Raw genomic sequence first — 13,180 nt, forward strand, 5'->3', positions numbered from 1 at the left:
AGAATATACTGCTCTTTTTCCGGCGGGTTAAGGGGCACGGTACTTAGTTTGCCAGCCTTTTCTTCAAACGGAAATAACGCCGTCCCAGCCGCCAGCGTAAGCGCAGGTCGTGGGCATTTTTCCAGATGAGCTGCCATATGCCGCGCGCAAAAAATTCGGCAATCAGCTGCCGTTGTTTTTCGCGATCTTTCATCTCGTCTATCGTATGGATGATCCCTAACCCCTCTTTCGCTATTTGCCAGCGACAGGCGGAAATATCGCGAACCTTGTCCGGGTAGCGCTGGTTGATAGCGTCCAGCATCTCCAGAATTTTCATGTAGTGGCGCGCTGAGCGCATCAGCGTGTCGTCGTTGTCCGGTTTGTGCGACACCGATTGCGAGTGAATGTAGTAATCGTAGAACTGTTCGCTGGTGTACTGCACGCGGTCAGCCGCCAGTAGCACTTCCGTGGTCCACGGAATGTCCTGATGACGTAATCCGGGCTCGAAGCGGAACTTGTGCCGCATGATAAATTCGCGGCGATAGATATTCAGCCAGGTCACATGCAGGAACTTACGCGAATCCAGCGCCTGCTTTAACCACACGTGACCGGGCAAAACGCCGGTCGACTGCAGCCGGTCCAGCGGAAAAATGGGATGGATATCTTTTTTCGTCTCGTAGACGTAGCGGCCGTTGCAGGTGGCCACGTCAAGGTTGCCCTTTTCCGCCATCTCCAGCAGGGCGCGGTACATTCCGGGGTAAATATTGTCGTCGATATCCGGAAAGGTCAGGTAGCGACCCGTTGCTACGGCGAGGCCGGTGTTACGCGCCACCGAGACGCCCTGGTTTTCCTGCTCCAGCACGATAATATGCGGTAAGCGCGTCTTCCATTCGTTGATAACCGCCAGGCTACCGTCCGTCGAACCGTCGTTGACCAGGATCAGCTCATAGCTTTCCAGCTGCTGTTGCTCAATGCACGCAAAGAATTGTGCAAGGAATTTTTCGCCGTTATAAACGGCAGCCACAATGCTCAGTAAAGGCGTTTGACTCATAAATCATTCGATCCTGGTTAAATAGCCGTATCAGCCGCGACGCAGCTGACGGTACTGCTGACAAATCGCATCCACGCTGAATCTTTCCAGCGCAGAAGGGTCGATGGCTGGTGGGTTATGGTAAATGCTTTGCATCGTCCGGGCCAGCGCCGGGCTGTTCAGATCGGCCAGGCCGCGGGCTAATTCGCCGGTGAGGATTTCCGTCACCCCGCCAGGACAGCGGGTACTGGCGACCGGCGTATCCAGCAGAAGAGCCTCAACCACCACGTTACCAAAGCCTTCGCTGTCGGAGCTGAGCACCAGCATCCGCGCGTGTTTAATCCACGGCAGCGGGTTTTTCTGGAAGCCTTTAAACAGAACCCTGTCGCCAACCTGTAGCTGCTGCGCCAGCTGGCGCAGGCGCTGTTCCTGCTCCGGTTTTCCCTGCCCCAGCAGCACCAGCGGCGCATCGATACCGCTTTGCGCGTAGGCTTCGATCAGGCGATCGTGGCGTTTGCCTGGGTGGAAGCGACCGACGTGAATAATATAGTCCCCCGCCGGCTGCTCGCCAGGCGCTTCGGCCCCGGCGCGCAGAGCGGGAATGTCGAACGGGTTATAAATGGTTTTTAACTGTGCCGGGCGTATGGCGAACTGTTCCACCAGATCCTCGCCAACCGCCGCGGAGACGGTTATGACATTGCGTCCCTGGTAGACACGCTTAATCTTCCGCTGCTTCATCCAGCGATCGAAGCCGGTGCGATGGCCCAGATACGATGTGGAGAAGACGCCATGCAGGCAGAACCAGACGTTCCGGTTTTTCAGCGACCGGCTGCGGGCGACAATACGATCGGTTTTATGCAGGTTGGAGAGCACCAGATCGAATTCGCCCGCCTGCTCGGCTTTGACTATGGCCGCATCCAGCTGACGGGCGCGGCGCGAAAGTTCGGTGATTTTGCGCCACGGTTTGCGGCAATGGTCGCTAATGACCTGATAATCCAGCCCGTCCGGCAGGGGGTAATCGCAGACGTCACGCAGGGAAAACAGCGAGACCCGATCGCCCTGACTCAGAAAATGCTCTGCCAGCGTCAGCACCACTTTTTCCGCACCGCCGCCGGGCAGCCCGTCGATCACAAACAGTATACGCATCGTTATTTCACCAGATCCTGATAGAGGGAGAGCAGCTGAGTCGATAACCGTGCGCTGGTGCAGTCCATAATGCGTTCCCGGGCGCGATTCCCCTCTGCGGAGCCCAGCGCGCGGGCAGGAAGCGCCGTCACCGCTTGCTGAAGCGCCGGAATATCGAGCGCATCGCAGACAAAGCCATTGCTTCCCTGGACGATAAATTCCGCGCCGCCGCAGCCGGTAGTGGTGATCACCGGCAGGCCGCAGGCCATGGCTTCCAGAATGACGTTCGGGAACGGGTCGTACAACGTTGGCAGCAGCAGGCCGTCGGCCATTTGATAAAACGGCAGGGTTTCCGACTGCATGCCGAAAAAGCGCACCCGCTCCTCGCAGTGCAGCGTTTTCGCCAGCTGCTGATAACGGCCCTGCTCTTTATCTTTACCCACGACCAGCAGATAGCGGTTGGTCGGCGCGATGGCGCGAATCGCCGCATCCAGCCCCTTGCGCTCAAAACCGGAGCCGACGTAGATCAGGCAGGTCGCCTGCAGCGGCAGATTCCATTGGTTACGGAGCGCGACAAAGGCCGCTTCCGTAGGCGGCAGGAAACGCTGGTTATCGATGGCGTTATAGATAACGTGGATTTTTTCCGCCGGCAGGCCGAAGTCTTCAATAATCTCGCGTTTTATCATTTCCGCGTTACAGATGACGCCGCGCAGGCGTGAATCCCGATACATCTCGTGTTCGGCCTGCATGACATAGCGGTGGTAGCGGTCGGCAAACAGCAGGCGGCTTTTCCAGCCGGGCAAAATACGCGAGCGCTGCTGCAACCAGCGACGGTGGACGCCGTCACCCGCGCGATACAGATCGCACCCGGGAATGCGCTCATGGCTCTGCACCAGATCGAAGTTTTCGCGCTGCCACAGCTGACGCGCGGCATCGGCGAAACCGCGTTCACGGCTGATGCGCCCCCATTTACGCGGGTTGCAGATGTGAATATTCCAGTCGGATTTCACCGGCCCTTGCCATTCGCGAGTAATCACGTTCAGTTCAAGATTGCTGCTATCAAGGGCTTCCAGCGCGCGGGCGACAAAGCGCTCCGCGCCGCCGTCCGGGCGATATTTCTGGCGCACCAGGGCCAGCCTGAATTTGCTCATGCCAGTACCTTCTTCGCTGCCGCGATAACGGCATCGGTGGGGATTAAATCGAGGTAGCGTTCTTCCGTGCCGGTATCAATGTCATCCGGGTCGGGCAGGGGACCGAAATCACCCGCCCAGATGACTTCGCCTTTGGCCTGCCAGGGACGCCAGAAGGTCAGCTTTGACGGCCCGAACAGCGCCACCAGCGGCGTGCCCAGCGCGGCGGCCATATGCATTGGCACGGAATCGACGCCGATAAACAGACGGGCGTGGTCGATGACGGAGGCCAGCTGGCGAAGGGTTAGCTGCCCGGCCAGCGAGTGCAGGCGAGCGTTGGGGCAGCCCGCCATAATGGTTTCGATCATCTGCTTCTCTTTGGCATCAGGACCGGAGGTCAGCACGACCGGGTGGCCCGCGGCAGAGAGGGCGTTAATCAGGGCGCTCATCCGATCTTCGCGCCAGCATTTAAAGAACCAGCGGGAGGTCGGTTGAATGACGATATAGTGGTCCTGAAATCCTTCCGGCAGCAGCGCGCGGCTGGCGCTCCAGTCCTGTTCGCTGTAGCCCATCTTCGCCGGCGCATCATGGCTATCCAGCCCCGTCGGCACCAGAATCGACAGATTCTGTTGCACGGTGTGCAGCTGGTTATGCTGCTCGGTTGAGGCGAGGGCGGTATGGCAAAAACGCCATGCCGGGTGACGACGTTTCGGGAAGTCAAAACCGATGCGGGTTGGCGCGCCGGTCAGTTTAGTGATAATCGCGCTTGGCCACTGATCGGCAAGATTGAGCACCATATCGTAGCGCTGCTGGCGCAGGGTGCGGATTAGCCTGAACTCCATCTTGAGCTGGTGGCCTTTCCCCTGTTTTTTCCAGCGCCGGTCAATGGCGAAAATCTGGTTGATATCAGGGTTAGCGGCGAGCATATCCCGGGTTTCTTCATACAGCAGCACATCGACGCTGGCCGCGGGATAGTGCTGTTTGAGGGTGTGAATGAGCGGCGTGATCAGCAGCATATCGCCATGATGGCGCAGCTTAATAACCAGGATTCGCGTCGGGGTCACAGGGCCGGAAGAGCGGGTTTCAGACGTCATTCTCTGTTCTTCATTCAATATCAGGTTTCCGATTCTAGGGGATCAGACAGATTGAGAGAAGCGTTGTATTGCTCTACCATGACTGGATACGTATGGTCTGAGGACGTTTTCGTGCACAATCCCGCATTTCTCATCACGATTGATACAGAGGGCGACAACCTCTGGCAAAAACATGACAGCATTACCACCGAGAATGCGCGCTATTTACCGCGTTTTCAGCAGCTCTGCGAAAAGTATGGCTTTAAACCCGTCTATTTAACGAACTATGAAATGGCGATGGATCCCTTCTATATCGAATTCGCCAAAGATGTGATTGCCCGTGGGACGGCGGAAATCGGCATGCATCTCCATGCCTGGAACAGCCCGCCGACGGACCCGTTGACCGATGACGACTGGCGCCATAAGCCCTATCTGATTGAATATCCCGTGGCGGCGATGCGCGAAAAAGTGGCTTATATGACGCACCTGCTGGAAGACACTTTCCAGACGAAAATGGTCAGCCATCGCGCCGGGCGCTGGGCGTTTGATGAGCGCTACGCCCGTCTGCTGGTGGAGCATGGCTATCTGGTGGACTGTTCGGTTACGCCGCGCGTCAACTGGAAGACGGCGAAAGGCGCCCCGCAGGGCGATGGCGGGACCGATTACCGCCGCTTCCCGCAGCAAGCCTATTTCCTCGATGAGAATGATATCAGCCGCGAAGGCCGCTCTTCGCTGCTGGAAGTGCCGATGAGTATTCAGTATAAGCACTCCGGCTGGATGAACAGCGTGAAGCAGGGCTACGATCGCTTGCGCGGTAAAGTGCGCTCGCCTTCCGTTCACTGGCTGCGCCCGATGGGGGGAAATGTCGACACCATGCAGAAAGTGGTGCAGCAGACCCTGGCTCAGGGCAACGACTATGTCGAATATATGCTGCACTCTTCTGAATATATGCCAGGCGGTAGCCCGACGTTTAAAAACCAACAGGATATCGAGCGTTTATATGCCGATCTGGAGGCTTTTTTCAGCTGGCTGGCGCCGCAGGCAAAAGGGATGACATTGGCTGAATATTATCAGACCAAAATCTAGCTTATCGCCCTTTACGTAACATCTGGCGGAGCCGGGAGGTTTTCTTCCAGATGTTCGGGTATCGCAGATGAAGCCGTCGCTTCAGAGACATCCCGTCCGCTGTCAGGAGTTTACTGGCAGCGGTGAGTGCCGCCATTGTCTCATCGCTGTAGTTATAAAATCCGTAGATCTTGTCGTGCAACCCTTTTATCTCATTGAATAAATTGTTAATCAGCGCGGTGATCAATCGCGGCGGTAATTCAGATGGCGGTTGCGTGGCCACCTTCTCAATCAGCTGATTGAGTGCAAAGACCATATCGCTGATATCCGAGGTCTGAATATTGCGGGTAATGCCGAAGGCGTTATCGCGATACCAGTAGAGCGTCTCCTCCAGGCAAATAATGCGTCTGGCCTCGAGATATAACCAGGGGGTAAACATCATATCTTCATAGCGACGGCCAACATGGAAGCGATGGTTGCCGATGAGTTCGCGCCGGTAGACCCGACTCCAGATATGCCAGTGGGAGCGGCGGAAGACGGCATATAACGCATCATGCTGTTTATCGGCGATCGTTGTCTGCTGCCCTGGTGCCGTTTGCGTGGGCGCAGGCAGCCGGTCTTTAAAATAGTGATAATGAAAGTCGATTAAATCACTATCGCCTTGCTGGAGGAGTGGTTTTATTGTTTGCCAGAAATGAGGGCTCCAGAGGTCATCGCCATCAATAAAGCCAATCCAGGCACCCTGTGCTTTATCCAGGGCACGATTACGCGTGCTGGATACGCCGGTATTCTCGTGGCTATAAAAATGGATCTGGCCCGCGCCGCGATATTCATCAATGGCCTGCTGGATAACCGCTTTGCTATTGTCCGTCGAGCCGTCATTGCTAATGATGACTTCGACATCGCTATCAATTTGGGCAAACACCGAGTCCAGCGTCTGCCTGATATACGGCGCATTATTAAAGACCGGGATAATAACGCTGAACAGGCAGTGAGGTTTACGCATGCGCTTTATCCTGCCCGATGGCGATTTTCTGCTGTAATACGGAGAGTATCAGGGCCATTGAGAAGACAATCACCGCTTCTTTACTAAAGAAAATCACGTCGCTTAATCCGTAAACTATCACCGTTAGCGTGAGAACGCCTTGTATCGCGTTACGTTTGCGCCAGGCGTTGAGCAATAATACGGCGTATAAAAGGATCAGCGTGGCAACGCCGCCAATGCCGCGCAGGGAGAAGTTTTCAATAAACTCGTTGTGCATATGGACATTGATAAAATCCAGCGCCCCGGCAAGGCCAGGATTAGCCTGCACTTGCTGCTTAATATCGTTCCCGCGTCTTTCCGCTGACTCGCCGAAGGGGGCATCAAGACCTGCCTGTAATCCCGTTTTAAACATGACTAAACGCGAACCGACGGAGGAGACACTATTGTGGTCCTGGTACTGGGTGATATCGGTTTGCATCTCCTGATAGCGGGCGATCAGTTTTTGATGGAACAGGGCGGTCAGCAGAACCAGTGCAATAACAAAGGCCGCACATAGCTTCAGCAACTGCTGTTTACTCACCTGCGGGTGCACAAAGAGCAGCAGGATAATCAGTACCGGGCAGGCCAGCAGCGCGGCTCGCGTTTCGGTAAACGCAATCGCCGCCAGCCCGGTCATCGCGCAAATCAGGAACAGGACGTAACGATATTTATTTTTCAGTTCCAGAATGGTTCCGAGCAGCACGATATTGGTCATGGTGAAGATATAGGCGATGATCGTGGCCCGTTCGAGCGTAATCTGAATCCGGAAAACGTGCAGCGTCAGCCCCTGGTAGATGGCATAGAAGTTGGTGACCAGCCCCGCTGCGATAAGCAAGTAGTTGAACCATGTTGCGTTAAAGGTAAACCGGAGACTGGAGAGCAGAAACACCACGATGGCGCTCACCGCCAGCACTTTGGCGGTGTCTTTGTAGGAATCGTAAATATCCCAGTACTCGCCATGCGCGTAATTTAATCCGTACCAGGCAAACAGCCCCAGGGCAAAGAGGGCTAGCGCACCGGCAAGATCCCAATTCTGGGTCCAGGTTTTCGTTGTCCGGATGCTGAGCAATGCGCTTAACACCGTCAGATAACCAGCCAGGTAGTACACTTTTCTGATTTCTGCGGGATTAATGTAATACAGTGCAAAAGCAAGGAGATACAGTGAAACAACCAGGTTAAGTATTGTTTTTCTGATTTTTGAGCTGTCTAAGGTCACGCTATGCATCCACAAGTTCGCTGATGGTAGAGTTAAAATCACTGACAAAGGTCGTGGCATCGAAATGCGCTTTTACGTGCTCAAAAGCATGTTGGCGGAAAAGCTCGTAGTCGTTATTCACGATGTATAGCACCGCGTCGGCGCATTTTTCCGGCGATAACAGCCGCGGGGGAAGTAGCGCGTCTTGCTGCGGATAATAAACATCGTGGGGGAAGTTGACGTTCACACCGCAGAGTCTGAAATGGTCCTCCGGCGTCACGTCCGGCGTAATACCAATGCCGCAGTATCCGTTCTTAACCACTTCCGGTTGCCCGTCAATTAACGGGTAAATAACCGGCACGCCGTAAAACAGAGCTTCCAGGCAGGACAGGCCAAAGGGTTCTGTAACCGGTGTGCTGAGATAAATATGAATATTGTTGAAAAAATGACTTAAGTCGTCGTGGAAACCGAGAAAATTGACGCGATCGGCAATACCTGACTTTTCGGCAAGCGCTTTAAACTGCTGCTCATCTGGCCCTTTACCGACAATATCGAGGGTGACGTTAGTACCCCGATCGAGAAGATTTTTTAACGTTAACAGCGCGACGCTTATCCCCTTCAGACCAACCAGCCTTGCCGCTACGCCCAGACGCAGGGGGGCAGAGAGGGGCTTATCGCCGGTAAAAATATTGTCAGGCGGCGTAATGCGGTTGGTGAGCACCCGGGAAGGACACGGCAGGTTGAAGCGTAACGTCATGACCCGCTGAGAGGCATAGGATGCGGAAATATAGCCGCTCAGGGAGGCAAAGAAGCCGGACGTTTTTTTATTGTGAGGGTAGCGCCAGGAGCAGCCATGATCGTAATAAATCACCTTTCCCCGGGACGGTCTGGCAGCAAATACGGGGACCAGATCCCAGACGATGATAACGTCTGCATTGGCCAGCCAGGTCCGGGTCTGCAACGCATACTTGCGCAGGAACGGCGGAAATTTCACCGGACAGCTGTTGATTATCCGGTTTACGAAGGTGATATGACGGCCCTTCAGATGCTGCGCGATTTCCGGACCAATATTGTTGCTGATGCAAAAAATACGATCCTGTCCGGCGGTGATATCATGAATGTACTGTAAGAAGAGGCGCTCGACGCCCCCCATCTTTTCCAGATTAATCACATGGATTTTGCGCATTAAACCACTCCTCTTATCGCCCGCCATATCGTCTCTGCACTTATATCGCTGGTTGCTTTCGTTGGCGATATGAGCGTGTGCTGGTTTTTACCATATCCGCCAATCAGCCCCGGATCGGTCGGGCCATACAGCGTAAAGTTGGGTTTATCGAGCGCAGCGGTAAGATGGCTTAGTCCGGTATCGACGGAGACAACCGCGCGAGCGCCCGCCAGCACCTGAGCGACCTGCTCAAGACTCATGCGCGGCAGTACGTCGACAAAGGCGTGACCCTCCGCCAGGCGCTTAGCCCGCGCTTCTTCATGCGGCGCTCCCCACGGCAGCTTAATACGTAGCCCGCTGGCGGCCAGCAGGTCGATCAGCGCCCGCCAGTTTTCTTCCGGCCAGTGTTTGTCATCACGAGTCGTCGCGTGCAGAAACACCAGATACGGCTCGGCAGAGGGGTTATCCAGGTGCATAAAATGGCGTGCAATGGCGTAATCGCCCTGCGCGTCGGGTTTGGCGTAGCCCAGGCTTTTGGCGAACAGTTCGCGGGTGCGCTCAACGGCATGCTGCTGTTTCGCGATATGGTGGCGGCGATTGTAGAACAGGCTTGCCAGCGGCTCGCGAGCGGTTTGCCAGTCCATACCGTGCTTCACGCCGCGCGCCAGCCGGGTGACCAGCGCGGCGCTTTTGACCAGACCCTGGGCGTCGATAATCGCGTCATATTTGTGCGCCCGTACGGCGTCGCGAAAGGCCTGGCGTTCGGCCTTCACCGGCGCGGAAAACCAGGCTTTACGCCAGCGGCGAATGGCGACGGGAATCACCCGATCGACCGCTTCATGCCAGGACGGAATCTGTGCGAACCCCTCCTCGACGACCCAGTCAAAGCGAATACCGGGAAACGCCTGCACGGCATCGGTCAGCGCGGGCAGCGTATGCAGGACGTCGCCCATGGCCGAGGTTTTTACGATCAATACCCGCATCCGTTACGCTTCCTCTTTATCGGTTTTTTCCTGCAGGAGCGCGTTTAGCTCTTCCTGTACGCGCTGCGGCGTAATATCGATCAGACTCTGATGATACCCTTGTGCGGCATCGCCCTTACGTACCTTGTGGTAGCCGCTAATCAGGCGAATCACCCGCGCTTTATGCGACAGCGGGGGAGTGAAGTCCGGGCTGCTTGGGCCATACAGCGCCACCAGCGGGCGGTCCAGCGCGGCGGCGACGTGCATCAGGCCGGAATCGTTGCTGACCACCGCTTTACAGGCGGCAAGCAGAATGACGGCCTGCTCAAGCTGGGTCTCCCCGGCCAGATTGCGACACCAGGCCTGCTGTTCGCTGCTCAGCGCGGCGATGATCTCTTTGCCCGCTTCGTTATCTTTGGCCGAACCGAACAGGACTATCTGGTAACCGTCGTCGATAAGCTGTTTCGCCAGCTCAGCGTAGTGATAGTGCGGCCAGCGTTTTGCCGGGCCAAACTCTGCGCCGGGGCAGAAGCCGATCATCGGGCGATCGGCTGAGAGATTAAACGCGCTACAGGCCTGCGATTTTTCGCCTTCATGAACCTGCAGTTGCGGCCACAGCAGCGGCTGCGGCAGGTCTTTGGCGCTGCGCATGACGCCCTTGTCATAGGCCAGCGCGACATAGCGTTCAACCATCAGCGGCCAGGCGTCTTTATCCAGCGCCCGCGCGTCGTTCAGCAGACCGTAGCGCATCTCGCCGCGCCAGCCGGTGCGGTGCGGGATGTTGGCGAAGAACGGCACCAGCGCCGATTTAAACGAGTTGGGCAGCACGTAAGCACGATCGTAGCGACGCTCGCGCAGGCTGTGCCCCAGCTTACGTCGTTCGCCGATTGCCAGCGCGCCATGGCCGAGCGGCATCGGGATTGCTTCGTTAACTTCCGGCATGCGCGACAGCAGCGGACGGCACCACGCAGGTGCCATCACGTCGATTATCGCCTGGGGATAGCGCGCCCTGAGCGTGCGATAGAGACTTTGCGACATCATCATGTCGCCCACCCAAGACGGGCCAACCACCAATATTTTCATGTTATGTCTTACGCGTCGCGGTTGAGCCAGGCCATATATTCCGTTACGCCCTCGGCAACGGTTTTAAACGGTTTGTCGTAGCCTGCTGCGCGCAGGTTGGTCAGATCCGCCTGGGTAAATGCCTGGTAGCGGCCTTTCAGCTTCTCCGGGAACGGGATGTATTCGATGCTGCCTTTCTGGTGATATGCCAGCGCGGCATCGGCTACCGCCTGGAAAGATTCCGCGCGGCCGGTGCCGAGGTTGAAAATGCCGGATACGCCGTTTTCCCAGAACCACAGATTCACCGCCGCCACGTCGCCCACGTAGACGAAATCGCGTTTGAAGCCATCGCTGCCTTCGAACAGTTTCGGACTTTCGCCATTATTCAGTTGGGTGTTGAGGTGGAAAGCTACGCTCGCCATGCTGCCTTTGTGGCCTTCACGCGGCCCGTAGACGTTGAAATAGCGGAAACCGACGATCTGCGAGTCGGCTTCCGGCAGGATCTGGCGGACGTATTCGTCAAACAGGAATTTGGAGTAACCGTAAACGTTCAGCGGCTGCTCATATTCACGGGATTCGATAAAGTCGCTGGTGCGACCGCCGTAGGTGGCCGCCGACGAGGCGTACAGGAACGGGATCTGACGCTCCAGGCAGTAGTGCAGCACCTCTTTAGAGTACTGATAGTTGTTATCCATCATGTACTTGCCATCCCACTCTGTGGTGGAAGAGCAGGCGCCTTCGTGGAATATGGCTTCAATTTCGCCGAACTCTTCCCCGGCCATCACCTGAATCAGGAAGTCTTCTTTATCCATGTAATCAGCGATATCCAGGTCTACCAGGTTAGCAAACTTGGTGCCGTCTTTCAGATTATCTACGACCAAAATGTCGGTAATGCCTTTGTCATTCAGTGCTTTAACGATGTTGCTGCCGATAAAGCCTGCGCCGCCGGTAACGATGATCATAACTGTAACCTTTGAAGTATGGCGTCCAGAGACAATCCGGACACGGATACTCATATCATATCACCACATGGAGCAGGCTTCAGCCATTCACCGTAACGCGGGGTGGTGAGCGTGATTTATGCTGCAAATAATTCATTCAGGAATGCATCATCTCGTATCAGAGTATAGCTTTGGGTAATATGTGCCAAATTTTGCCAAATCTGGAGAGTTGCAATGCGTGGTGATTTTTACGAACAGTTGATCAATAGCCTCGAGACCGCTCGGGCGGAAGGGTTATTTAAAGAAGAACGCATTATTACGTCGGCGCAGCAGGCGGATATCACCGTCGGCGGCAGCAACGTGATTAACTTCTGCGCCAATAACTATCTGGGTCTGGCTAACCATCCGCAGCTGATTGCCGCCGCGAAAGCGGGGATGGACAGCCACGGTTTTGGTATGGCTTCGGTGCGCTTTATTTGCGGGACGCAGGACAGCCACAAAGCGCTTGAGAAGAAGCTGGCGGAGTTCCTCGGCATGGAAGATGCGATTCTCTACTCCTCCTGCTTTGACGCCAACGGCGGTCTGTTTGAAACCCTGTTAGGCCCGGAAGATGCCATTATTTCCGATGCCCTGAACCACGCCTCCATCATCGACGGCGTACGTTTGTGTAAAGCCAAACGCTACCGTTATGCCAATAACGACATGCAGGGGCTGGAGGCGCGTCTGAAAGAGGCCCGTGAAGCTGGCGCGCGTCATGTGTTGATCGCCACCGACGGCGTATTCTCCATGGACGGCGTGATTGCCAACCTGAAAGGCGTCTGCGACCTGGCGGATAAATACGATGCGCTGGTGATGGTCGACGATTCCCACGCCGTCGGCTTTGTCGGGGAAAACGGTCGCGGCTCTCATGAATACTGCGCTGTGATGGGCCGTGTCGATATCATCACCGGGACATTAGGCAAAGCGCTGGGCGGCGCGTCCGGCGGCTATACCGCCGCGCGTAAAGAGGTGGTTGAATGGCTGCGCCAACGCTCGCGTCCGTATCTGTTCTCCAACTCGCTGGCCCCGGCGATTGTCGCTGCCTCCATCAAAGTGCTGGAGATGGTGGAGTCCGGCGCCGAACTGCGCGATCGCCTGTGGGCCAACGCGCGCCTGTTTCGCGAAAAAATGACCGCTGCGGGCTTTACGCTGGCCGGCGCCGATCACGCGATTATCCCGGTCATGCTGGGCGACGCCGTGATTGCGCAAAACTTTGCGCGCGAGCTGCAAAAAGAAGGGATTTACGTGACCGGGTTCTTCTATCCGGTGGTACCAAAAGGCCAGGCGCGTATTCGTACCCAGATGTCGGCGGCGCATACCCCTGAACAAATTGAACGTGCGGTGGAAGCCTTTACCCGCATCGGTAAACAACTGGGCGTGATTGCCTGAG

General features: G+C 56.0%; 12 protein-coding genes. 2 read left to right on the forward strand and 10 right to left on the reverse strand.

Annotated elements, in window-relative coordinates; genetic code table 11:
* Positions 1–43 precede the first annotated feature (43 nt).
* Genes Electrica_RS00575 through rfaQ form a run of 4 tightly spaced genes read right to left on the reverse strand, consistent with a single transcriptional unit; the run spans position 44 to position 4,358 of the window.
* Positions 44–1,030 carry a glycosyltransferase gene (locus tag Electrica_RS00575; RefSeq protein ID WP_141963035.1) on the reverse strand — a complete coding sequence of 329 codons (987 nt, stop codon included), beginning with the start codon at positions 1,028–1,030 and terminating at the stop codon, positions 44–46.
* Positions 1,031–1,060: 30 nt separating this feature from the next.
* A complete protein-coding gene (locus Electrica_RS00580) occupies positions 1,061–2,155 on the reverse strand; it encodes a glycosyltransferase (protein ID WP_141963037.1) in 1,095 nt (364 codons plus the stop codon).
* 2 nt (positions 2,156–2,157) lie between these two features.
* Positions 2,158–3,285, reverse strand: coding sequence for a glycosyltransferase family 4 protein (locus Electrica_RS00585; RefSeq protein ID WP_141963039.1), 1,128 nt, complete (start codon positions 3,283–3,285; stop codon positions 2,158–2,160).
* Positions 3,282–4,358, reverse strand: coding sequence for a putative lipopolysaccharide heptosyltransferase III (rfaQ, locus tag Electrica_RS00590; protein WP_141963041.1), 1,077 nt, complete (start codon positions 4,356–4,358; stop codon positions 3,282–3,284). Before rfaQ ends, Electrica_RS00585 begins: the two co-directional genes overlap by 4 nt.
* 111 nt (positions 4,359–4,469) lie before the next feature.
* Between rfaQ and Electrica_RS00595 the strand changes: the two genes are divergently transcribed.
* On the forward strand, positions 4,470–5,423 hold the full coding sequence (locus Electrica_RS00595; RefSeq protein WP_141963043.1) for a polysaccharide deacetylase family protein: 954 nt from the start codon (positions 4,470–4,472) through the stop codon (positions 5,421–5,423).
* Between the two features lies 1 nt (position 5,424).
* On the opposite strand, the gene Electrica_RS00600 is transcribed toward Electrica_RS00595, so the two are convergent.
* From Electrica_RS00600 to rfaD, 6 genes are all read right to left on the reverse strand, one after another.
* Entirely contained in the window at positions 5,425–6,408 is a 984-nt protein-coding gene (locus tag Electrica_RS00600; protein ID WP_141963045.1) for a glycosyltransferase family 2 protein, read from the reverse strand.
* Positions 6,401–7,534 (reverse strand): O-antigen ligase family protein, encoded by a 1,134-nt coding sequence (locus Electrica_RS00605; protein ID WP_228267383.1) that lies wholly within the window; start codon positions 7,532–7,534, stop codon positions 6,401–6,403. Before Electrica_RS00605 ends, Electrica_RS00600 begins: the two co-directional genes overlap by 8 nt.
* Positions 7,535–7,643: 109 nt before the next feature.
* Positions 7,644–8,807, reverse strand: coding sequence for a glycosyltransferase family 4 protein (locus Electrica_RS00610; protein ID WP_141963049.1), 1,164 nt, complete (start codon positions 8,805–8,807; stop codon positions 7,644–7,646).
* The gene (rfaC, locus tag Electrica_RS00615) at positions 8,807–9,769 is read right to left on the reverse strand and encodes a lipopolysaccharide heptosyltransferase RfaC (protein ID WP_141963051.1); all 963 of its coding nucleotides are present in this window, start codon (positions 9,767–9,769) and stop codon (positions 8,807–8,809) included. The genes Electrica_RS00610 and rfaC overlap by 1 nt, the downstream gene beginning before the upstream one ends.
* A gap of 3 nt (positions 9,770–9,772) precedes the next feature.
* Positions 9,773–10,831: an ADP-heptose--LPS heptosyltransferase RfaF gene (gene rfaF / locus Electrica_RS00620; protein ID WP_100682909.1), complete on the reverse strand. Its 1,059-nt coding sequence runs from the start codon at positions 10,829–10,831 to the stop codon at positions 9,773–9,775.
* Between the two features lie 8 nt (positions 10,832–10,839).
* Positions 10,840–11,772: an ADP-glyceromanno-heptose 6-epimerase gene (rfaD, locus tag Electrica_RS00625; RefSeq protein WP_131049332.1), complete on the reverse strand. Its 933-nt coding sequence runs from the start codon at positions 11,770–11,772 to the stop codon at positions 10,840–10,842.
* Positions 11,773–11,985: 213 nt separating this feature from the next.
* Between rfaD and kbl the strand changes: the two genes are divergently transcribed.
* Positions 11,986–13,179 carry a glycine C-acetyltransferase gene (gene kbl / locus Electrica_RS00630; protein ID WP_141963053.1) on the forward strand — a complete coding sequence of 398 codons (1,194 nt, stop codon included), beginning with the start codon at positions 11,986–11,988 and terminating at the stop codon, positions 13,177–13,179.
* The last annotated feature ends 1 nt before the right edge of the window (position 13,180 follow it).

It is taken from the genome of Klebsiella electrica (assembly GCF_006711645.1).
Lineage (GTDB): Bacteria > Pseudomonadota > Gammaproteobacteria > Enterobacterales > Enterobacteriaceae > Klebsiella > Klebsiella electrica.

Excerpts from the sequence above, each read along its gene's own strand:
- kbl (WP_141963053.1), top strand. The coding sequence starts at position 11,986 with ATGCGTGGTGATTTTTACGAACAGTTGATCAATAGCCTCGAGACCGCT.
- Electrica_RS00575 (WP_141963035.1), bottom strand. The coding sequence starts at position 1,030 with ATGAGTCAAACGCCTTTACTGAGCATTGTGGCTGCCGTTTATAACGGC.
- Electrica_RS00610 (WP_141963049.1), bottom strand. The coding sequence starts at position 8,807 with ATGCGCAAAATCCATGTGATTAATCTGGAAAAGATGGGGGGCGTCGAG.
- rfaQ (WP_141963041.1), bottom strand. The coding sequence starts at position 4,358 with ATGACGTCTGAAACCCGCTCTTCCGGCCCTGTGACCCCGACGCGAATC.
- Electrica_RS00585 (WP_141963039.1), bottom strand. The coding sequence starts at position 3,285 with ATGAGCAAATTCAGGCTGGCCCTGGTGCGCCAGAAATATCGCCCGGAC.
- Electrica_RS00580 (WP_141963037.1), bottom strand. The coding sequence starts at position 2,155 with ATGCGTATACTGTTTGTGATCGACGGGCTGCCCGGCGGCGGTGCGGAA.
- rfaF (WP_100682909.1), bottom strand. The coding sequence starts at position 10,831 with ATGAAAATATTGGTGGTTGGCCCGTCTTGGGTGGGCGACATGATGATG.
- rfaC (WP_141963051.1), bottom strand. The coding sequence starts at position 9,769 with ATGCGGGTATTGATCGTAAAAACCTCGGCCATGGGCGACGTCCTGCAT.
- Electrica_RS00600 (WP_141963045.1), bottom strand. The coding sequence starts at position 6,408 with ATGCGTAAACCTCACTGCCTGTTCAGCGTTATTATCCCGGTCTTTAAT.
- rfaD (WP_131049332.1), bottom strand. The coding sequence starts at position 11,772 with ATGATCATCGTTACCGGCGGCGCAGGCTTTATCGGCAGCAACATCGTT.